At 72.1% G+C, this 21,083-nt stretch carries 20 protein-coding genes; 12 read left to right on the top strand and 8 right to left on the bottom strand.

Features of this window, described 5'->3' with window-relative positions; translation table 11 throughout:
- The first annotated feature begins 120 nt into the window (after nt 1-120).
- The gene (locus IF17_RS0114450) at nt 121-1,383 is read left to right on the top strand and encodes a DUF6357 family protein (RefSeq protein WP_030565803.1); all 1,263 of its coding nucleotides are present in this window, start codon (nt 121-123) and stop codon (nt 1,381-1,383) included.
- A gap of 19 nt (nt 1,384-1,402) precedes the next feature.
- Here the strand turns inward: IF17_RS0114450 and IF17_RS0114455 are convergent, their stop codons facing one another.
- Nucleotides 1,403-2,050, bottom strand: coding sequence for a TetR/AcrR family transcriptional regulator (locus IF17_RS0114455; protein ID WP_030565804.1), 648 nt, complete (start codon nt 2,048-2,050; stop codon nt 1,403-1,405).
- A 160-nt stretch (nt 2,051-2,210) separates the two neighbouring features.
- Between IF17_RS0114455 and IF17_RS0114460 the strand changes: the two genes are divergently transcribed.
- Nucleotides 2,211-3,683, top strand: a complete 1,473-nt coding sequence (locus tag IF17_RS0114460) for an MFS transporter (RefSeq protein WP_030565805.1) — start codon at nt 2,211-2,213, stop codon at nt 3,681-3,683.
- Nucleotides 3,684-3,807: 124 nt separating this feature from the next.
- On the opposite strand, the gene IF17_RS0114465 is transcribed toward IF17_RS0114460, so the two are convergent.
- Nucleotides 3,808-4,026, bottom strand: coding sequence for a hypothetical protein (locus IF17_RS0114465; RefSeq protein ID WP_018513034.1), 219 nt, complete (start codon nt 4,024-4,026; stop codon nt 3,808-3,810).
- Nucleotides 4,027-4,573: 547 nt separating this feature from the next.
- On the opposite strand from IF17_RS0114465, the gene IF17_RS0114475 reads away from it, so the two are divergent.
- On the top strand, nt 4,574-5,986 hold the full coding sequence (locus IF17_RS0114475; RefSeq protein ID WP_030565808.1) for a hemolysin family protein: 1,413 nt from the start codon (nt 4,574-4,576) through the stop codon (nt 5,984-5,986).
- Complete coding sequence (locus IF17_RS0114480; RefSeq protein ID WP_030565810.1) at nt 5,983-7,005, top strand: hemolysin family protein; 1,023 nt, start codon at nt 5,983-5,985, stop codon at nt 7,003-7,005. Before IF17_RS0114475 ends, IF17_RS0114480 begins: the two co-directional genes overlap by 4 nt.
- Before the next feature lie 63 nt (nt 7,006-7,068).
- Here the strand turns inward: IF17_RS0114480 and glgC are convergent, their stop codons facing one another.
- Nucleotides 7,069-8,286, bottom strand: coding sequence for a glucose-1-phosphate adenylyltransferase (gene glgC, locus IF17_RS0114485; protein WP_030565812.1), 1,218 nt, complete (start codon nt 8,284-8,286; stop codon nt 7,069-7,071).
- Between the two features lie 37 nt (nt 8,287-8,323).
- Nucleotides 8,324-9,487 (bottom strand): glycogen synthase, encoded by a 1,164-nt coding sequence (gene glgA / locus IF17_RS0114490; protein WP_030565814.1) that lies wholly within the window; start codon nt 9,485-9,487, stop codon nt 8,324-8,326.
- 291 nt (nt 9,488-9,778) lie between these two features.
- Here glgA and IF17_RS0114495 point away from each other — a divergent pair, with 291 nt between their 5' ends.
- Both IF17_RS0114495 and IF17_RS1000000140385 read left to right on the top strand, forming a co-directional pair.
- Nucleotides 9,779-11,101 carry a glutaminase gene (locus IF17_RS0114495; RefSeq protein WP_051883992.1) on the top strand — a complete coding sequence of 441 codons (1,323 nt, stop codon included), beginning with the start codon at nt 9,779-9,781 and terminating at the stop codon, nt 11,099-11,101.
- A complete protein-coding gene (locus IF17_RS1000000140385; protein ID WP_076968730.1) occupies nt 11,086-11,397 on the top strand; it encodes a restriction endonuclease in 312 nt (103 codons plus the stop codon). The genes IF17_RS0114495 and IF17_RS1000000140385 overlap by 16 nt, the downstream gene beginning before the upstream one ends.
- 141 nt (nt 11,398-11,538) lie before the next feature.
- Here IF17_RS1000000140385 and IF17_RS0114500 read toward each other — a convergent pair whose 3' ends face one another.
- On the bottom strand, nt 11,539-12,978 hold the full coding sequence (locus tag IF17_RS0114500) for a dihydrolipoyl dehydrogenase family protein (protein ID WP_030565818.1): 1,440 nt from the start codon (nt 12,976-12,978) through the stop codon (nt 11,539-11,541).
- 116 nt (nt 12,979-13,094) lie between these two features.
- On the opposite strand from IF17_RS0114500, the gene trxA reads away from it, so the two are divergent.
- A complete protein-coding gene (gene trxA / locus IF17_RS0114505; RefSeq protein WP_030565820.1) occupies nt 13,095-13,493 on the top strand; it encodes a thioredoxin in 399 nt (132 codons plus the stop codon).
- A gap of 86 nt (nt 13,494-13,579) precedes the next feature.
- Here the strand turns inward: trxA and IF17_RS0114510 are convergent, their stop codons facing one another.
- Complete coding sequence (locus IF17_RS0114510) at nt 13,580-13,846, bottom strand: hypothetical protein (protein WP_030565822.1); 267 nt, start codon at nt 13,844-13,846, stop codon at nt 13,580-13,582.
- 54 nt (nt 13,847-13,900) lie between these two features.
- Entirely contained in the window at nt 13,901-14,923 is a 1,023-nt protein-coding gene (locus IF17_RS0114515) for a LacI family DNA-binding transcriptional regulator (protein WP_030565824.1), read from the bottom strand.
- A gap of 119 nt (nt 14,924-15,042) precedes the next feature.
- Between IF17_RS0114515 and IF17_RS0114520 the strand changes: the two genes are divergently transcribed.
- The 5 genes from IF17_RS0114520 to egtD all read left to right on the top strand — a co-directional run bounded on the left by IF17_RS0114520 (nt 15,043) and on the right by egtD (nt 20,176).
- On the top strand, nt 15,043-15,510 hold the full coding sequence (locus IF17_RS0114520; RefSeq protein WP_030565826.1) for a type II toxin-antitoxin system PemK/MazF family toxin: 468 nt from the start codon (nt 15,043-15,045) through the stop codon (nt 15,508-15,510).
- 241 nt (nt 15,511-15,751) lie between these two features.
- On the top strand, nt 15,752-17,098 hold the full coding sequence (egtA, locus tag IF17_RS0114525; protein ID WP_030565829.1) for an ergothioneine biosynthesis glutamate--cysteine ligase EgtA: 1,347 nt from the start codon (nt 15,752-15,754) through the stop codon (nt 17,096-17,098).
- Complete coding sequence (egtB, locus tag IF17_RS0114530) at nt 17,095-18,462, top strand: ergothioneine biosynthesis protein EgtB (RefSeq protein ID WP_030565831.1); 1,368 nt, start codon at nt 17,095-17,097, stop codon at nt 18,460-18,462. Before egtA ends, egtB begins: the two co-directional genes overlap by 4 nt.
- On the top strand, nt 18,462-19,217 hold the full coding sequence (egtC, locus tag IF17_RS0114535; RefSeq protein ID WP_030565834.1) for an ergothioneine biosynthesis protein EgtC: 756 nt from the start codon (nt 18,462-18,464) through the stop codon (nt 19,215-19,217). The genes egtB and egtC overlap by 1 nt, the downstream gene beginning before the upstream one ends.
- Complete coding sequence (gene egtD / locus IF17_RS0114540; RefSeq protein ID WP_030565835.1) at nt 19,214-20,176, top strand: L-histidine N(alpha)-methyltransferase; 963 nt, start codon at nt 19,214-19,216, stop codon at nt 20,174-20,176. Before egtC ends, egtD begins: the two co-directional genes overlap by 4 nt.
- On the opposite strand, the gene IF17_RS0114545 is transcribed toward egtD, so the two are convergent.
- Nucleotides 20,119-21,042, bottom strand: coding sequence for a lysophospholipid acyltransferase family protein (locus tag IF17_RS0114545; protein ID WP_030565836.1), 924 nt, complete (start codon nt 21,040-21,042; stop codon nt 20,119-20,121). The genes egtD and IF17_RS0114545 overlap by 58 nt on opposite strands.
- Nucleotides 21,043-21,083 lie beyond the last annotated feature (41 nt).

Genomic DNA, 21,083 nt, shown 5'->3' on the forward strand with positions numbered 1-21,083 from the left:
CCTGCTCCCGGCGTGGTCCCGGGCCGGAGGCGGGCGGCGCACCTCCCGGTCTCCCCGTCGCCCGCCTCGACGCCGAGGGCCCGTTCCTCGGGCTCACGTCCGATGGGGAAGACTGGGCCCATGAGCGACATCGTCTTCACGCGCCGGAGCGGCTGGATACCGAACGTGATCCGCGAGGACGGTGAACTGAAGCTGATGCTGGGTGCCGGGGCCGACGCCAACCACGACCCGCGCACGTTCACGTTCCCGATCGACGAAGCCCACCTCGCGGTGATCCAGGAGGATCTGGCCAGGCACCTGCTGCTGTGGAGTGCGGTCCTTCCGCTGTGCGACGCCGCCGGAACTCGGGGCAGCCTCGACGAGAACGCCGCCGTCGCACTCCTGGACCCGATCCTCCTCTCCGCGCCCGCGGACGTCGACGCCCTCTTCCGGCGCATCCCCTGGGACCGGGGCCGGCTCATCGCCCACGGGGCCGGCATCGATCTGCTGGAGCGCGGCCAGGTCTGCGCGGCCCTGCGCACGGCGACGGAGACGTCCGACGGGAAGCGGGCGCAGGAGTACCGGGCGAACCGCCGTCGCGCCGAACGCGGGACCGTACTCGGTCCGCTCGACGCCGCGATTCTGCGGTACACGGGCCAGTACCTGCACGGCTCGACCCTCCCGAAGCGGACGCCGGACGCCGTCGACGCCGCGCTGCTGCCCGAGGTCGTACGGGTGGTCGCCACCGCCGAGCAGGCGTGCGCCGGAATGCGGATCGGCCGTGATCCACGACGGGGAAAGCGCACCACGGACAAGCGCGACTGGGAGCGGATGGCGGCGGCGGTGGAAACCGCCGTGCGCCGTGCACACGCCGGCCTCGCCGATGACGCGGTGCGTTCCGTGAGCTTCCTGATGTGCTCGGAGGCCGCGGACCGCTCCAAGGCCGCACCCATGGAGGACGACGAGGAGGCGGCCGACGACCGCACCGACGCCGGCGGTCGCGCGAGGAAGACAGCCCTGTCCTTCACCGACGACAAGGGCGTCGAGAAGAAGTGGCGCCAGGGCGGCCCCCGCTCCGCCACCGCGGAGTTCTGGGAGTTCGTCGGCGACCGCTCCGCATCGGACAACGAGGTGTTCACCATCGAGGACGAGGAGATGGGCGAAGGGGTCCAGCTCCACTTCTACGCGGACTCCATCGCCCGGGTCACCACGGTGCGCGAGGGGAAGGGCGGGTCGGAGCCGGAGTACCGGGTCGAGTACAGCCTCGTCGGCGGGATGGACGGGTACCGGAAGCTGGTGAGCGCCTTCGTCCTCGGCGGCTGCGCCGCGCTCGATCGGCACGGCCCCTGGATGTCGGACGTCGCCGAGTTCGAGCGCGCGCGCCGACAGCGCGACGCCAGGTAGTCCCGTACCCCCGGCGCGTTCAGGCGCCGGCCTGGAGGCGCAGCCCCGCCAGGGTCAGGTCCAGCGCGGCGCGGAACTGCTCGATGTCGTCGTGCCCGTCGAACTCGTCGACGATCTCGTGCACGAAGGGGAAGTCGTCGGCGTCGAGCTCCCGCCAGGTCGCGGCGAAGCGGCCGAGGAACTCGTCACGGCCGAGGGCTCCGTCGAGGACCTCCTGAGGCGGTTCCTGCCCGAGGTCGACCGCCGAGCCGACGACGACCGTCGTGATCGCCGATACGGCGTGGAACCGCTGGCGGGCGGTGAGCTTCAGCCGAAGGGTCGGCTGCCCCAACTTCTCGTACAGGCGCAGGGCGTTGCCCTGGACGTCGGTGTTGCGCATGAAGTAGTTCCCGAGCCAGGGCCGCACCAGGATCGCGTCGAACAGGGTCAGCGACATCGCGCGCAGGTGGTAGATCGGGTCGTCACCCGGCTCGATGGCCTCGATCTCGGCGAGGACGCCGCCGATAACATGGTCGGTGGCGCGGTCGAGCAGCTCGTCCTTGCTCGCGACGTACCAGTAGATGCTGGCCACACCACCCCCGAGGCGCTGCGCGAGCGCCCGGAACGTCAGGGCCGAAGGCCCCGCCTCGTCGAGCAGCGCCACCGCCTCGGTGAGCACGGACTCCATCGAGTGCGAAGCCCGGCGGCGACCGCCGGCGGCTCCACGGTTCTGGTGGCGCGGCATGGCCTCTGCCCCTTCGTTTGCATCTCTATCGAACGCTGTTCTATCGTACCTCATGGAACACCGTTCGATAACCGAGCGGCGTTCGATCGAAAGGAGCGCCGCCATGACGACCGCGATACTGAAACCCCCCTCTTCCCGCACCTATCCCTCCCTGCGCGCCGCCTGGATTCCGCTGGCCGCCCTCTGTCTGGCCTTCTTCGTGGAGATGGTCGACAACACCCTGCTGTCGATCGCGCTGCCCACCATCGGACGCGACATCGGCGGTGGCACCACCGCGCTGCAGTGGGTCACCGGCGCGTACTCACTGACCTTCGGCGGTCTGCTGCTCACCGCGGGCTCCATGGCCGACCGGCTCGGCCGCCGCCGTGTCCTGCTCGTCGGGCTGTCCGTGTTCGGCGCGCTGAGCCTGTGCGCCGTCTGGGTCACCACCGCGGGCGAGCTCATCACCCTGCGCGCCCTGCTCGGCATCGCCGCCGCGGCGATGGCCCCGATCACGAACTCGCTGGTCTTCCGCCTCTTCGACGACAAGGCGCTGCGGATGCGCGCCATGACGGTGATGATCGTCGTCGGCATGTCCGGCTTCATCCTCGGACCGCTGATCGGCGGCACGGCCCTGGCCCATGTGCGCTGGGAGTGGCTGCTCGTCGTCAACGCCCCGATCGCGGTGATCGCCTGGATCGGGGTCCGCCTCGGCGTCCCGGCCGACCGGTCCGAGGACCTGACGCGCGACCGGCTCGACATACCGGGCGCCGCACTGAGCGTCGCCACCATCGGGCTCGCCTGCTACGCGCTGACCAGCGGCGTCGAGAACGGCTGGCTCTCCGCCCTCACCATCGGTTCGGTCGCGGGCGCGGCCGTCGCAGCGGCCGCCTTCATCCGGCACGAGCGCCGCAGCCCGGCCCCCATGCTGGACCTGGGCCTGTTCGCCAACGGCACGGTCCGCGGAGCCGCCGTGGCACAGATCGGTACGTCCATCGCGATGGCCGGCGTGATGTTCGGGCTCATCCTCCACTTCCAGTACGCGTACGGCTGGAGCCCCGTACGGGCCGGCCTCGCCAACCTGCCGCTGATCGTGACCATGCTGCTCGCGACGCCCGTGTCCGAGGGACTGGCCCGCCGCTACGGCCACCGCATCGCCTGCCTGGTGGGCGCGGCCTGCCTGGCCGTCGCGATGGCGGGACTGTCCTGGGGTGTCGAGCACGGATATCTCGTCATCGCGCTCTGCATGGTGCTCATGACGATCGGGCTGCGGACCGTCATGACGATCTGTGCGGTCGCGCTCGTCGACGCGATGCCGGCCAACCGCACCTCGATGGGCACCGCGCTCAACGACACCGCGCAGGAGGTCGGCACCAGCGTCGGCACCGCCGTGGTCGGCACGCTGATCGCCGCGCTGGTCACCACCCAGCTCCCGGCCGGGCTGTGGAGCAGCGACCTCGTGGCCTCCTTCTTCCACGGCGAGCGGATCGCCTACGCCGTACTCGCCGTCGCCGTCGGCCTGATCGCGACGATCGGCGCACTGAGCCTCACGGACTCCCGCAGCGTGGAGGAGGCAGCACCCGCGGAGGCCGGCTGACCGGGCCACGGTCCCGGCCGCCGGCACGACCTGAAGCTGGAGCCGGGCGGGCCCGAACGCCTCAAGGGAGAGCGGGGCCACGGGCAGGGACCCCTGCCCGTGGCCCCGCTCCGCGGACGCTGCGCTACTTCGCCGCGTCCAGCGCGGCCAGGGCCTGCGCCCAGCCGACGTACTTCAGTTTCGCGAGGTCGGCAACGGTCTTGATGCCGAACGCCTCGTTCAGCAGATCACCCTGACGGTCCGAAACCCCCTTCAGCGCCGACACCGGCGCCGACAGCACCTCGGGCACGCTCTTGTCCGCCCAGGCCTTGTCCAGCACGTTGCCCAGATCGATCGAAGCCACGCTCGTTCCCCTCTTCAGGTCGCGCTTCCCCACGAAGCGCGTGTTCGCCGGATCGGCACAGACTTCTCTGCCGCCGCGGCGTCATCTACAGGCTTGTAGAGCATAGAAGAGGGGAGATGGCCCCGGAGCGCACACACAGGAGATCGGACACGAAAGTCCGAAAGCCGCCGCCCCGTCCCACGAGGGGGCCTCGGCCCGGCGGCCGGTCTACAGAAATGTAAAGTTCTGTCAGGCGCACGCTCCGGCGGTGCGTACGGCCGTGCCGCACCCGCCCGGCGTGGAGAATCATGCGCGGGTGCTCACATCTCGCCCGGACGGAGTCACAGCAGATCAGGACGGACGCGGCGCGGACCGGATCCTCACCCGGGGCGCCGGCGACCACACCTCCGCCGATCCGCGGCGCATCCCGATCACCATCGTTGGCCGGAGCCCCCGGCCGGATGAGGAGTTACGCGTTGTCCGCCAGTACGGGCCCTTCGGGGCCTTCGGAGTCCGGTCCCCGGACTCCATCGAGTGATGAACCGGCCTCGCACCGGGCGGGTGGACGATGACCGCCGCCCTGCTCGGCCTGCTCGCCGTGTTCGTCCTGACCGCCGGAACGGGCTACTTCGTGGCCCAGGAGTTCGCCTATGTGTCCGCCGACCGCCTGACGCTCTCCCGGGAGGCCGCGGCCGGTGACAAGCGGGCCGCCAAGGCCGTGAAGGTCCTGGAGCGGCTCTCCTTCATGCTCTCGGGCGCCCAGCTCGGCATCACCGTCACCGGTCTGGTCGTCGGCTTCCTCGCCGAGCCGTCCGTCTCCGCGCTCCTGAGGCCGGCCCTCGACGGCACGGGGCTCCCCGGCGGAGTGGTCTCGGCGATCTCCGTGACGCTCTCCTTCGTCGTGGCGACCGTCATCCAGATGGTGGTGGGCGAACTCGCGCCCAAGAACCTCGCCCTCGCCGTCCCCGAGCGGCTGGCGAAGTCCCTGGCCACCTCCACCCTCATCTACCTGCGGATCGTCGGCCCGGTCATCCACGTCTTCGACAGCGCGGCCAACCGGCTGCTGCGCCGGATCGGCATCGAACCGGTCGAGGAGCTCCACCACGGCGCCACCCTGGAGGAGCTGGGCCATCTGATCGGCGAGTCCCACGAGCAGGGCGAGCTGCCCGCCGCCACGGCCGAACTCGTCGACCACGCCCTGGAGTTCTCCGAGCGCACGCTGGGCGAGGTCATGGTGGTGCGGGCCGACGTCACCTTCGTACGCCGCGACGCCATGGCCCTGGAGGCCGTCGAACTGATCGCCCGGCACGGCCACTCGAACTACCCCGTGCTCGGCGACCACCCCGACGACCCCGCCGGAGTGCTGGGCGTACGGGAGCTGATGGCGCTGCCCGCCGCCGATGTCGGCCGCACCACCGCCGGGGAGCTGGCCCGCCGCCCGCTCCTGCTGCCCGAGATCCTGAAACTCCCGGCGGCGGTGGACCGGATGCGGGAGCGGGACGACGAGTTCGCCGTCGTGCTGGACGAGCACGGCGGTGTCGCGGGCATCGTCACGTACGAGGACATCGCCGAGGAGCTGGTCGGGGAGATCTCCGACGAGTCCGACCCGGTCGACGAACTCGCGGTCGCCGACGGCGACGGCGACGGCGACGGGTGGGTGGTCGACGCGGGCCGCCGCCTGGACGAGATCGAGGAGGCCACCGGCATCGTGCTGCCGGATGAGGGCGACTACGACACCCTCGCCGGTCTGATCATCGACCGGCTCGGCCGCTTCCCCACCGTCGGGGACCGCCTCACCGTCTCCGGTGTCCGGATCGAGGTCCGCACCCTCGACCGGCACGTGGCCGAGTACGTCCGTATCGAACGCACAGACCGCACGGAACGCACAGACCCCACGGAACGCACAGACCGCACGGAACGCACGGAACGCGCGGAGCAGGTGCCCCGGACACAACACGGCGAACAGGAGCCGCAGGCATGAGCTTCCCCATGGCGCTCTTCGTCACCGTCCTGCTGCTGATCGGCAGCGGTTTCTTCGTCGCCGCAGAGTTCGCCCTGGTCGCCTCCAAGCGCCACCGCATGGAACAGGCGGTCCTCGCCGGGCAGCGCGGCGCCAAGGCGGCTCTCGCCGGGATGCGCGAGCTGTCCCTCATGCTCGCGGGCGCCCAGCTCGGCATCACCCTCTGCACCCTGGGCCTCGGCGCCGTCTCCAAGCCCGCCATCTCGCACGAGCTGGACCCGCTCCTGGAACGGCTCGGGCTGCCCGCCGGGCTGAGCTACGGCATCGCCTTCGCCCTGGCGATGGCCCTCGTCGTCTTCCTGCACATGGTGGTCGGTGAGATGGCGCCCAAGTCCTGGGCGATCGCCCACCCGGAGCGCTCCGCGATGCTCCTGAGCCCGGCGTTCCGCGCGGTGGTCAAGGTGGTACGCCCGCTGATCCGGGTGCTGAACGCGGTCAGCAACGCGCTAGTACGGCTCTGCCGGGTGGCCCCGCGCGACGAGCTCACCTCCGTGCACAACCGCGACCAGCTCACCCACCTCATCGAGGAGTCCGAGCGGCTCGGGCTGATCAGCAAGGGCGACTCCGGACTGGTGACCCGCTCGCTGACCGAGCCGCAGACCCCTGTGGCCGAACTGACGGTCCCCGCCGAGCGGATCGTGACCGTACCGGCGGACGCGGACCTCGACCGGATCCTGGCCGTCGCCACCGCCGCCGACCGCACCCGGCTGCTCGTCCGGGACGGGGAACGCGTCCTGGGATCCGTCCACGCCCGCGACGCCCTGGTGGCCCGCGCCGCCGGCCGGCAGGCGTCGGCGCGCGACCTGGCCCGCCCCGTACCGGAACTGGCACCGGACGCGACGGCCGCCCACGCCGTGGAACGGCTGCGCGAGCGCCGCGCGACGATCGCCGTCGTACGGGACGAGCAGGGCCGGCTCTCCGGACTGGTCAGCCTCGACGACCTCCTGGCCCGGCTGCTCCACCCCCCGGCGGCACGCTAGGCGGTCCGTACGCAGCCGCGGTACGTGTCCGGCAGCCGTCGGGCCGGACACACCGCGGCCGTGCTACGACACCGCCTGCCCCTTGCCGAGGGCGATGACGCCGTTCTGCGAGACGGTGTAGAGCTCACGGTCCCGTTCCGGATTGACGCCGATCGTCGCCCTGGGCGGGACATCGACGTTCTTGTCGAGGATCGCGTTGCGCACGACCGCTCCCCTGCCGACGCGCACACCGTGGTGCAGCACGGAACCCTGGACCACCGCGCCCTGCTCGACGATCACACCGGGCGAGAGCACGGACCCGGTGACCTGGCCACGGATCACGCAGCCCGGGCTGACGATCGACTCGCCGGCGATGCCTCCGGAGACGAACCGGGCCGGAGCCTGGTGGCCCGCATGGGTGTACATGGGCCAGCGATCGTTGTAGAGGCTGAACAGTGGCTGCTCGGAGATGAGGTCCATGTGGGCCTCGTAGTAACTGTCCAGGGAGCCCACGTCCCGCCAGTACCCGCGCTCGCGCCGGGTCTCGCCCGGCACGTGGTTGTCGTCGAAGTCGTAGACGTGCGCGACCCCGCGCCCCGTGAGCATGGGCAGGATGGATCCGCCCATGTCGTGGACGGAGCCGTCGTCCTCGGCGTCCTGGTGGAGGGCGTCCACGAGAACCTTCGTGGAGAAGAGGTAGTTGCCCATCGAAGCGAAGACCTTGGTCGGGTCGTCGGGCAGACCGGGCGGGTCGGAGGGCTTCTCCAGGAAGCGTTCCACGCGTGAGCCGTCGGAGGCCGGGGTGATGACACCGAAGGCGGAGGCTTCCGCACGGGGCACCTTGATACCGGCGACGGTGACGCCGGCGCCGCTCTCGATGTGCCGCTCCAGCATCTGGCGTGCGTCCATGCGGTAGACATGGTCGGCCCCGAACACCGCGATGTAGTCCGGCTGTTCGTCATGGACGAGGTTGAGCGACTGGAGGATGGCGTCCGCGCTGCCGAGATACCAGCGCGGGCCGAGACGCTGCTGCGCCGGGACCGGCGTGACGTAGTTGCCGAGCAGACTGGACATCCGCCAGGTCGTGGTCACATGGCGGTCCAGCGAGTGCGACTTGTACTGGGTGAGGACGCAGATCCTCGTGATGTCGGCGTTGACGAGGTTCGACAGGACGAAGTCGACCAGCCGGTAGGTCCCGCCGAAGGTCACCGCGGGTTTCGCCCGGTCGGCGGTCAGCGGCATCAGCCGTTTGCCCTCTCCTCCCGCAAGGACGATCCCGAGCACCGAAGGTCCAGCGCGCATGGCCACTCCCCCTCCTGAAACACCGGACCGTTTCCGGCTACACCTTTGTGACGGTCTCCTCGTACACCTCGACGGTCCGCCGGGCGACCATGTCCCAGCCGAACTCCCGCACCGCACGTTCCCGGCCCGCCTCGCCCATCCGCCGGGCCGCCGGACGGTCGGCGAGCACCTGGCCGATCGCTTCGGCGAGATCCGTCTCGAACCGGGCCGGTTCGCCGGACTCGTACGGTACGAGCAGTCCGGTGCCGCCGTCCGAGACGACCTCGGGGATGCCGCCGACCGCGGAGGCGACCACTGCCGCGCCGCAGGCCATCGCTTCGAGATTGACGATGCCCAGGGGCTCGTACACCGAAGGGCAGACGAACACCGCTGCTCGGCTGAGGAGTTGGATGACGTCGGGGCGCGGGAGCATGTCCGGGATCCAGTGGACCCCGTCGCGCGAGCCCTTGAGTTCGCCGACGAGTTCGCGGAACTCGGCCTCGATCTCCGGGGTGTCCGGCGCGCCCGCGCAGAGCACCAGCTGCGCGGAGGGGTCGAGCCGGTGGGCGGCGCGCAGCAGGTGCGGGACACCCTTCTGGCGCGTGATGCGGCCGACGAACAGGACGAAGGGGCGGTCCGGGTCGATACCCAGGCGGCGCAGCACGTCGACTCCGGGAACGGGCCGGTACAGGCGGGTGTCGATGCCGTTGTGGACGACCCTGACCCGGTCGGGATCCAGCTGCGGATAGCAGCCGAGGATGTCGGCCCGCATTCCGTGCGAGACGGCGATGACCGCGTCGGCGGACTCCATGGCGGTGCGCTCGGCCCAACTGGACAACGCGTAGCCGCCGCCGAGCTGTTCGGCCTTCCAGGGCCGCAGGGGCTCCAGCGAGTGGGCGGTCACCACGTGCGGGATGCCGTACAGCAGTCCGGCGAGGTGGCCCGCGAGGTTGGCGTACCAGGTGTGCGAGTGGACGAGGTCGCGGCCTTCGAGCGCGGCGGCGATGGACAGGTCCACGGAGAAGGCGCGCAGCGCGTCGTTGGCACCGTCCAGCTCCCGGCCGGGCCGGTGCCGCACCAGCCCGTCCGAGGCGCCTTCGCCCCAGGAGTGGACCTGAAGATCGGTGAGCGCGCGCAACTCCCTTGCCAGGAACTCGACATGAACACCGGCACCGCCGTAGACGTCCGGCGGGTACTCACGGCTCAGCAGTCCCACCTTCACGTCTGACCCCCTCGTGTCATCGATGATTCTCTTCCCCTGATGGCCACTCACATGCCTCTGCGAGGCACCCGGGTGCGCGCACCCCAGTCGTGCGTCGACTCACGCGGTCCAGGTCGTCTCCATGACGCGCCCTCGGTGACCCGCGGTCCACCAAGCCGGTCCGCACCGGCCCGGTGGGTAGCCTGGCCACGCAACCGACAGCGCCACGGAGGCGCCCCGGCGGCAGGACGCGGCACACAGTTAGCACGCGCCCCGCGCCGGACCTCGGTGGTGCGATCGGAGAGGTGAAGAATGCGGCCCATCATTCCCGACTATCTGGCCGAGGTGCTGGGGCAGGTGGAGCCGGACCTCTCCGGGGAACCGGCCTCCTACATCCCTGAGCTGGCGGCGGCGGATCCCGAGCACCTCGGCGCGGCCTTCGCCACCGTCGACGGGCAGGTGCACGGTGCGGGTGACATCGACGTCCCGTTCACCATCCAGTCGATCTCGAAGCCGTTCGCGTATGCCCTGGCACTGGCCGACCGCGGTTTCGGCCCGGTGCTCGCCAAGGTGGGCGTCGAGCCTTCGGGGGAAGCGTTCAACGAGATCTCCCTGGAGAGCGGCACGGGACGCCCGCTCAATCCCATGATCAACGCCGGTGCGATCACCGTTCACTCCCTGGTCGCGGAGGCGGGCTCCGAACCCGCCGAGCGGGTGCGACGCGTGCTCGACGGCCTCTCGGCCTTCGCCGGCCGCCGGCTGGAGATGGACGAGAAGGTGTGCGCGTCGGAGATGGAGCACGCGCACCGCAACCTCGCCATCGCGCACATGCTGCGCAGCCACGACATCCTGACCGAGGACGCGGGGGCGGTCGTCGACGGCTACACCCGACAGTGCTCGGTCCTCGTCACGACCCGGGATCTGGCCATGATGGCGGCGACCCTGGCCAACCGCGGCGTGAACCCGCTCTCGGGTGAACAGGTGGTGCCGGAAGGGGTGGTGCGCCAGGTCCTGAGCGTCATGTTCAGCTGTGGCATGTACGACGCCGCGGGTGACTGGACGACCCAGGTCGGCATCCCGGCGAAGAGCGGGGTGGCCGGAGGCCTGATCGGCGCGCTTCCCGGACGTCTCGGCATCGCCACCTTCTCACCTCGCCTGGACAGCCACGGAAACAGCGTCCGCGGGGTATCCCTGTTCGAGCGCTTCTCCTCCGACATGGGCCTGCACGTGATGGAGGTCCCCTCCGCAGGGCGGGCGGTCGTGCGGTCCAGCCACGTCCTCGGCAGCGGACCGGACGCGCTCCGCGTTCTGGAACTCCAGGGCGGCATCGGCTTCGCAGGAGCCGAGCGCGTGGTGCGGGAGGTCCTGGACACCGATCCGCAGGAGACCCGGGTGGCCATCGACCTCACCCGGGTCCACGCGATCGACGACGTGGCACGGCGCATGGTGCTGGAAATCGCACGCCGGCTGACGCTGGACGGCCGGCAGGTCTACCTCGTCGACCCGGAAACGGTCATCCCGGATCCCGACCCCGGTGACGGCGGCCGGGTCACCGTCATCCGCGAGGTGCGTGAAGCGATGGCCACGACATCGAGCGCCGCACCGGAGGGCCGGGAGACATGGGAGCCGATGTGATAGCGGTCACGCCTTCCGGGCGGCGGGTGGTGGTCCAGTGCAAACACTCAGGTACGTCCGGCCGGTCCATGGCCCCCAATGCTCTGCACAGCCTCAACGGCACGGCGCGGCAGGTCCACAAAGCCGATGTCGTCATCGCAGTGACCAACGGCGGCTTCTCCGAGCGAGGCCGGGAGTTCGCCGGAGAGCAGGGACTCCATTTGATCGATCGAGCAGCGCTGCAGCGATGGGCCACATGGGGGCGCCCGGTGACGGAGATCCTCAGCCTCCCGGCCCCGGACGCACCAGCCGATTGACCACGCTTCCGGAATCGTGGAATATCCGCTGGCCTGCGGCGATTCTCTGCCCATCGGTCTGCCGATGGGCTGGGGGCATGTGGGTGATCTGAAGGCGTTCCGTCCGGGGAGGTCGTGCAGCGGACAGCCGCCCGTCTGCACTCACCCCCGGTACGTCTCCAGCAGCCGCAGCCACACCTCGCTGATCGTCGGGTACGCCGGAACCGCGTGCCACAGCCGGTCGATGGGGACCTCCCCCGCGACCGCCACCGTGGCCGAGTGCAGGAGTTCGCCGATGCCGGGGCCGACGAAGGTCACGCCGAGCAGGATCTCGCGGTCCAGGTCCACGATCATCCGGGCGCGGCCCCGGTAGCCGTCGGCGTACAGGCCGGAGCCGGCGACCGAGGCGAGGTCGTAGTCGACCGCGCGGACGCGGTGGCCCGCGTGTTCGGCCTCGGCGAGAGTGAGGCCGACGGACGCCGCCTCGGGGTCGGTGAAGACCACCTGGGGGACGGCCGCGTGGTCGGCTGTGGCCGCGTGAGGGCCCCAGGGGGACGTGTCCAGGGGCGAGTCCTGCTGGGCGCGGGCGGCGATCGCGGCGCCCGCGATGCGGGCCTGGTACTTGCCCTGGTGGGTGAGGAGGGCGCGGTGGTTGACGTCCCCGACCCCGTACAGCCAGTCGGTGCCCTCGACGCGGCAGCTGTCGTCCACCGTGAGCCAGGATCCGGGCTTCAGGCCGATCGTCTCCAGGCCCAGGTCGTCCGTGCGCGGAGCCCGGCCGGTGGCGAAGAGGATCTCGTCGGCCTCGATCCGGCCGCCGTCGTCCAGGACGACCGTGACCGGGCCGTCCGGTGCGGGGCGCTCGACGGCGGTGACGGAGACGCCCGTACGGATGGTGGCTCCGGCCTCCTCCAGCGCCTCGGCCACCAGCTCGCCCGCGAAGGGCTCCATCTTCGGGAGCAGGCCCTCGCCGCGGATCAGCAGCGTCACCTCGGCGCCCAGCGCCTGCCAGACGGTCGCCATCTCCACGCCGACCACTCCCCCGCCGACCACCACGAGCCGGCCGGGCACCTCCTTGGCGCTGGTGGCCTCGCGGCTGGTCCAGAGGCGGGCCTCGGCGATGCCGGGGAGGTCGGGGACGACCGCCCGGGTGCCGGTGCACACGGCGACGGCGTGGCGGGCGGTGAGCCGGTGTTCCGTGCCGTCGGGGGCGGTGACGGTGACCTCGCGGGGGCCGGTGAGGCGTCCCGTACCGCGGTAGACGTCCGCTCCGACGCCCTCCAGCCAGTCGACCTGTCCGTCGTCCTTCCAGTTGCTCGTCTTGTCGTCGCGGTGGGCGAGGACGGCCTGGACGTCGAGGGGGCCCTGAACGGCGGTACTCAGGCCCGGGACGCGGCGGACGTCCGCCCGGGCGACCACGGGGCGCAGCAGGGCCTTGCTCGGCATGCAGGCCCAGTACGAGCACTCACCGCCGATCAGCTCCGACTCCACCACGGCCGTGCTCAGGCCTGCCGCCCGAGTCCGGTCGGCCACGTTCTCCCCCACCGGACCTGCGCCGATGACCACTACGTCGTATGCAAGAACATCCACTGCATCAGTCATGGAAACAGTGTCCTCGGGAGTGTGCGCCCGGGCCACACGGGCAGGCGGAATAGCGCACGTGCAGTCACCGTTGTGCCGGACACGTCCGATCGGGCACAGGAAGAGGTATCTGGAGTATGAGCACCGTAGAGCTCACCAAGGAAAACTTCGATCAGGTCGTCAGCGACAACGGCTTCGTGCTGATCGACTTCTGGGCTTCCTGGTGCGGCCCCTGCCGACAGTTCGCACCGGTCTACGACTCGGCGTCCGAGCGCCACCCCGACCTCGTCTTCGCGAAGGTCGACACGGAGGCGCAGCAGGAGCTGGCGGCGGCCTTCGCGATCCGGTCCATCCCGACGCTGATGATCGTCCGGGACAACGTGGCGGTCTTCTCGCAGCCCGGCGCCCTGCCCGAGGCGGCCCTGGAGGACGTCATCGGCCAGGCCCGGAACCTGGACATGGACGAGGTCCGCAAGTCCGTCGAGGAGCAGAAGCGGGCGGCGGAGGCCGGCCAGGGACAGCCGGAGCCCCAGTAGCCGCCGTACCGGCGCACGGCGCGGCCTGAAGGGCCCTGATCACATGGTCGGGGTCCTTCAGCCATGCCCGGGCCGGGCTGTTCCGGTCAGCGCCCCGGGCCGTCTCCGTCGGCGACCTGCACCGACATGCCCGGGTCCAGTTCCTCGCCGTCGATCAGCACCGCCTCCACCGTGCGGGTCTCCGGGTCGATGTCCGCCTCCATGCCCTGGCCCGTGTACCGGGGGTAGCCCGAGGCCCCCGTCTCGCCGGTGGCGGCCACGATCGCCGAGCGGATCGGCCGTCCGGGGCCTCCGGTCCGCGTCCTGCTGTGGTCGGGGATCAGGAGGAGCTCGTAATTCTGCGGATGACTCATGGCCCCGACGCTAGACATCCCCCGCGCCCCGCGCATGTCGTCGCGCCGGGGCGGTCAGCTGGACTCCCTGTGCACCGCGCTGGTGCGCAGCAGGTCGTGGTGGACGGGGGCGGTGCCCGGGTGGTGGACGAGGCGGTCGATCGTCTCGGCCAGCGGGTCCGGCATGGCGAGCTCCATACGGACGGTGGACAGGCGGGGCCGCAGGAGTCTGCCGAGCAGCAGGTCGTCCGCTCCGACGACCGCCGTGTCGCCGGGTATCGCGACGCCCGCGTCCTGGAGGGCCCGCATCAGCAGCATGGCGTACTCGTCGTTGTACGCGAACACGGCGTCAAGACCCAGCTCCGGCCAGCGGTGCGCCAGCTCCGCCGCGGACTCCTCCTCGTAGTGGAGCGGGAGGGGGCTGATGTGTGCCCCGGCCGGTTCCGCCGTCCGCCGGGCCCCGGCGAGGCGGGGTTCGGAGAACGGGGTGAGGCCCGCCTCCCGGGGCATCACCACCCCGATGCGGCGGCGGCCGCGCGCCAGCAGGTGTCCGACCGCGCTGGCCCCGACCTGGCGCTGGTCCATGACCATCCCGTGCGCGCCCTCGACCGGCTCGGGCCCCAGGGTGATCACCGCCTTGGCGCCGGAGCGGGTGAGGATCTCCGTGCCGTGCGGGGTGAGGGTGATGCCGGGCGGTACGACGACGGCGACGGGCCGCAGTTCGGCCCAGGCCCTCACCGCCTCGTCGTCGGCGAGGCCGGCGCTGCCGTACTGGACGACGGTGTAGTCCAGGCGGCGCAGTCCGGCCTGGAGTTCCTGGAAGAAGTGCTGGTGGAGCGGGCCCGCCGGTATATGCCCTGAGGGCAGCAGGACCAGGCGGCTGTGTCCGGCGCGCAGGCTGCGGGCGGCCGCGTGCGGGACGTAACCGAGGTGGGTGGCGGCCTCTCTGACGCGGTGCCGGGTGGGTTCGCTGATCCGGACGGTGGCGTTGTTGTTCAGTACGTACGACACGGTGGCCCGCGAGACTCCGGCGAGGCGCGCGACATCGGCGCTGGTCGGTACGGAGACTTCGGCGGGCTGCTTGGGTAACTGGCTCATGGCGTGCGGCAGTCTTCCAGATCCGCCGGGCCGGTCCGCGCCCCGGGTGCGCCTCGCCGAGGCCCCCGTTCGGCGGACCCGCTCCCGGGATGCGGCCGTGCAGGTCCTACGGTGTTGCGATGACGTTCCACCACAGCGCACAGCGCACCGACGCCCCGCCCGTACCGCCCGGCAGCACCGGTCCGACCGCCACCGTCCAGGCCGATCCGCGCGAGGTGGGCCCGGTCCGCACCTCGTACGCCCCCGACCGCGACGGCGACCCCGATCCGGGCGAGATCGTCTGGACCTGGGTGCCGTTCGAGGAGATGGACGGGCGGGGCAAGGACCGGCCGGTCCTCGTCGTCGCCCGGGAGGCGGCGGGCACACTGCTCGCCGTCCAGCTCTCCAGCAAGCAGCACGACATGGACCACGAGTGGGTGGCGCTGGGGGCCGGTCCCTGGGACAGCTCCGGCCGGCCGTCCTGGGCCGATCTGGACCGGGTGCTGCGGGTCCACGAGGACGGGATGCGGCGTGAGGCCTGTGCCCTGGACCGGGACCGGTTCGATTCCGTCGTCGGGCGGCTGCGGGAGCGGTACGGCTGGAGCTGATGGGCGGCCGCGGGAGCGGTACGGCTGGAGCTGACCGGGAGCTGTGCTTCTGGGCCGGCCGGGCCGCCGCGGGAGCGGTACCTCTGGAGGCGGCCGCCGCTCGCCGGGGCGGGGCGTACGGCGCATGCTGGTTCCGGAGCGGTGCGGTGGCGACCGCTTTTCCGGTGGCTCAGGGGCACTCTTGTGCGATCCCGGGGTACGGGTTTGGGTGGTAGGTACGCAACTGAGAAGGAGGCGCCTCATGTCCTCGGACACACCTGGCGGCCCCGGCGCACACCCGGACCACGCCACCCTCGACGAGGGTGCGGCCCAGGATTTACTGCGCGGCATATGTTTCAAGACGGGTCCCCCTCGCATCGTGGGGGTGGAACTCGAATGGTTCATCCATGACCAGGAGAATCCCGCCGTCCCGGTGTCCCAGGAGCGGCTGGACAGCGCCGTCGCGGCCCTCCGTGAGCTGCCCCTGAGCGCCGCACTGACGTTCGAGCCGGGTGGGCAGCTGGAGCTCAGCTCCCAGCCGGCCGGCTCCCTGATGGAGTGCATCACGACGACCGCGGCGGACCTGGCCGCCGTCCGCGCCTCGCTCGGCCGGGACGGGCTCGCCCCGGTCGGCCTCGGCGTGGACCCGTGGCAGACGCCGCACCGCAGGCTGCGCGAGCCTCGGTACGAAGCGATGGAGGCGGCGCTCGACCGGGCGGGCCCGTCCGGGCGGGCGATGATGTGCACCTCCGCCTCCGTGCAGGTCTGCCTGGACGCGGGCGAGGAGGAGCCGGGCCCGCTCGGCTACGGGCGGCGCTGGCAGCTCACCCATCTGCTCGGTGCCGTCCTGGTGGCCGCGTTCGCCAATTCGCCGTTCCGGCAGGGCCGCCCGACCGGCTGGAAGTCCACCCGGCAGTCCCTGTGGGCCGATCTCGACCCGGTACGGACGCTGGCGCCGGGCAGCGGGCTTCCGCCGCGTGAGGCGTGGGCCGCGCATGTGCTGGACACGACCGTGATGTGCGTCCGCAGCGAGGAGGGCCCCTGGGACGTGCCCGAGGGCCTCACCTTCCGTGAGTGGATCCGCACCGGCGCGCCCCGGCCACCGGTACGGGCCGATCTCGACTACCACATCACCACCCTGTTCCCGCCGGTCCGGCCGCGCGGGCACCTCGAACTGCGCATGATCGACGCGCAGAGCGGCGCGGACGGGTGGCTGGTGCCGCTCGCCGTCGCCACCGCCCTGTACGACGACCCGGAGGCCGCCGAGACCGTGTACCGCACCGTGAAGCCCCTGGCCGAGTCGGCGGGATCCGCGGCCGCGCCGCGCAACCCGCTCTGGACGACGGCCGCCCGCGAGGGCCTGGCCGATCCGGAGCTGCGGGCGGCGGCCACGGTCTGCTTCGACACGGCGCTCACCGCGCTCGACCGGATGGGCGCCGACAAGGCGGTACAGGACACCGTGGCGGCCTTCAACGACCGGTATGTGGCCCGGGGCCGATGTCCGGCCGACGATCTGCTCGAATCAGGCGTTCTCACCGATCCGATCCGGCCGACGGGCTCCATCGGCTCCACGGACGGCCCGCACACCGGAAGGGTGACCTCAGCATGACCGACGACCGTGACCCCTCCGTCTCCACCGCGGACGGCTTCCCGTCGGGCTCCGGCGGCCACGACCCCGAGGTGCTCCGGCAGCGGGCCCTCGACGCGCTGCTGACCGCCCGGGCGCGCACCGCCACCCTCACCGACAGCGTCGACGACGGTGAACTCACCGCCCAGCACTCCCCGTTGATGTCCCCGCTCGTCTGGGACCTGGCCCATATCGGCAACCAGGAGGAGCAGTGGCTGCTCCGCGCCGTCGGCGGACGTGAGGCGCTGCGCCCCGAGATAGACGGGCTGTACGACGCCTTCGAGCACCCTCGCGCGGCCCGGCCCTCGCTGCCGCTGCTGGCGCCCGCCGAGGCACGGACGTACGCCTCCGATGTACGGGGCAGGGCCCTGGACATCCTGGAGGGCGCCCCGCTGCACGAAGGGGGCCGCCCGCTGGAGCGGGCCGGGTTCGCCTTCGGGATGATCGCCCAGCACGAACAGCAGCACGACGAGACGATGCTGATCACCCATCAGCTGCGCACGGGCCCGGTCGCGCTGACCGCGCCCGCGCCGCCCGCCCCCACCGACGCCGACGCCCTGCCCGCCGAAGTCCTCGTCCCCGGCGGCCCGTTCACCATGGGGACCTCCGCCGAGCCATGGGCCCTGGACAACGAACGGCCCGCGCACCGGCGTGAGGTGGCCGCGTTCCACCTGGACGCCGCCCCCGTCACCTGCGGTGCGTACCGGCGTTTCATCGAGGACGGCGGGTACACCGACCCCCGCTGGTGGGCGCCCGAGGGCTGGGACCTGGTCCGTGAACACGACCTGGCCGCACCGCTGTTCTGGCACCGGGACGCCGGGCAGTGGCTGCGCCGCCGGTTCGGGGTGACCGAGCCGGTGCCGGACGACGAGCCGGTGCTGCACGTCAGCTGGTACGAGGCGGACGCGTACGCGCGCTGGGCCGGTCGGCGGCTGCCCACCGAGGCCGAGTGGGAGAAGGCCGCCCGGCACGATCCCGCCACCGGGCGTTCGCTGCGCTACCCCTGGGGCGACACGGACCCGACCCCTGAGCAGGCCAACCTGGGCCAGCGCCACCTGCGTCCGGCGCGGGCCGGTGCGTATCCGGCGGGCCGGGCGCCGTCCGGCGCGGGTCAGCTGATCGGCGATGTGTGGGAGTGGACCTCCAGCGACTTCCTGCCCTACCCGGGCTTCGTGGCGTTCCCCTACCGGGAGTACTCGGACGTGTTCTTCGGTCCGGGCCACAAGGTGCTGCGCGGCGGCTCGTTCGCCGTGGACCAGGTCGCCTGCCGGGGCACGTTCCGCAACTGGGACCTGCCGGTGCGGCGGCAGATCTTCTCCGGGTTCCGCACCGCGAGGGACGCCTGATGTGCCGTCATATCGCCTATGTGGGCGACCCGGTGGCTCTCGGGGCCGTACTGTCCGAGCCGCCGCACTCCCTGGTGCGCCAGTCCTGGGCGCCGCGCCGCCAGCGGTACGGGACGGTCAACGCGGACGGTTTCGGCGTCGGCTGGTACGCGGACGGCGACCCGGTGCCCGGCCGCTACCGGCGCCAGGGGCCCATCTGGCACGACCAGACGTTCACGGACCTCGCCCGGGTGGTGCGGTCGACCGCACTGCTCGCCGCCGTACGGGACGCCACCGAGGCGGGTGCGGACGGGGAGGCCGCGGCCGCTCCGTACGCCGCCGGGCGGCTGCTCTTCAGCCACAACGGCGCGGTTCCGGGCTGGCCGGCCTCCCTGGCAGGGCCGGCCGCCGCGCTGCCCGCCGAGGAGCTGCTCTCCCTGGCCGCCCGCAACGACTCGGCGCTGGTCTGGGCGCTGATCCTGCACCGCGTCGCCGCCGGGGACGACCTGCCGAGGGCGGTCACGGAGACCGTACGGGAGGTCGCGGAGGCGGCGCCCGGGTCCCGGCTCAACCTGCTGGTGACGGACGGCACCGCCATCGTGGCCACCGCCTGGGGCGACACCCTCTGGTACCGCCACGACCCGGGCCGCTCGACCGCCGTGGCCTCGGAGCCGTACGACGACGACCCCCGCTGGCGCGAGGTCCCCGACCGCACCCTGCTGGTCGCGACCTCCGCAGACGTCACCCCCACACCGCTCAAGGAGCCCGCCGCGTGAGCCCATTCCTGCTGACCCGCACCCTGCCGGAGGACGCGACGGACGCGGCGCTGCGCGCCGATGTCCTGAGCGGGCTGACCCGGCACCCCAAGACGCTGCCGCCCAAGTGGTTCTACGACGCGCGCGGCAGCGAGCTGTTCGAGGACATCACCCGGCTGCCCGAGTACTACCCGACCCGCGCCGAGCGGGAGATCCTGGAGGAGCGCGCCGAGGAGATCGCCGCGGTCTCGGGCGCCCGGACCGTGATCGAGCTGGGATCGGGCTCCTCGGAGAAGACCCGTCATCTGCTGGAGGCCCTGGACGGGCTGGAGAGTTACGTACCGGTGGACGTGAGCGAGAGCGCGCTCACCGGGGCCGCCGAATCGCTGCTCGCCGAGCACCCCGGACTCTCCGTGCACGCCCTGATCGCCGACTTCACCGGCGGACTCGCGCTGCCCGGCACACCCGGGCCCCGGCTCGTCGCCTTCCTCGGCGGCACGATCGGCAACCTGCTCCCGGAGGAGCGGGCCGGCTTCCTGCACTCGGTGCGCTCGCTCCTGTCCCCCGGCGACGCGCTGCTGCTCGGCACGGACCTGGTCAAGGACGAGGAGACGCTGGTCGCGGCGTACGACGACGCGTCGGGCGTGACGGCGGCCTTCAACAAGAACGTGCTGAACGTCGTCAACCGGGAGCTGGGCGCCGACTTCCCGCTCGACGACTTCGAGCACGTGGCGGTGTGGAACCCGGAGCAGCGGTGGATCGAGATGCGGCTGCGCGCCCGCCGGGCGCTGACCGTGAAGATCCGGGAGCTGGACCTGGTGGTGCCGTTCGAGGCCGGTGAGGAGCTGCGTACGGAGGTGTCGGCGAAGTTCCGCCAGGAGGATGTGCGCGAGGAGCTGGCCGCGGCCGGGCTCCAGCTCGCTCAGTGGTGGACGGATGCGGAGGGGCGGTTCGCCCTGTCGCTCGCCACCGCGGTCTGAGCGACAGCCGTCCCAGGAGCCGTCGTCGTCCGGTCCGTACCGGCGACGGCGGCTCTCGCCGTGCGGGCCAGTCCACGGCGGCCGGGCTCACCGCTCGCGGAGGTTCCCGCGTGAACGCCCGCCGGGATCGGGGCGAGGACGTCGACCTCGGCGGTGAGCCCCGCCGCCCGCACCACCCGCCACAGCGAGGCGGCGAGCGGATCGTCCCCCACGAACGCCACGGCGCCCGGGGCGCGGTAGGTGAGGCGGACCGGTCGTACGGAGACCTCCGCGTCGATCGCCGCCTGGAACACGGCCGGCCGGAACACCCCGCCGCTCCCCCGCCCGCACCAGGTGCTGCCCTCGGGGAACGCCACGACGCGGGAGCCCGAACGGAGGGCTTCGGCGACGGTGTCCACGGCCCCCGGCAGCGCGCGCAGCCGGTCCCGGTCGATGAAGAGCGTGGAGCCGAGCCCGGCGAGCCGGCCGAGCAGCGGCCAGCGCCCGACCTCGCTCTTGGCGAGCATCCGGCCGGGCAGCACGGAGGCGACCAGGGGGATGTCCAGCCAGGAGACATGGTTGGCGACGACGAGCTCGCCGCCGGTGCCGTAGGCGTACGGATGCACCCGGACCGTCACCCGTACGCCGAAGGCACGCGGCACGCCCCGCGCCCACCACCGCACCAGCCACGCCCGCGGAGCCTTCGGAAGCAGCCGGACCGGCAGGGCGCAGGCCACCCCCAGCAGCGTCCACGCGCAGCCGGCCAGCAGCCGCAGGACGGCGGGGAGCGGCGCCCGGACCGGGCCGGTGTGCCGGGCGCAGGCGTGCGGGGTGCAGGGGGCGACGGGCAGCCAGGCGCTCGTGGCGGCGGGACGGAGGGCGCTCACGCCCGGCGTACGCGCGGTGCTCACGCCTGCGGGACGCGCGG

The organism is Streptomyces cyaneofuscatus, assembly GCF_000718135.1.
GTDB classification, from domain to species: Bacteria; Actinomycetota; Actinomycetes; order Streptomycetales; family Streptomycetaceae; genus Streptomyces; species Streptomyces cyaneofuscatus.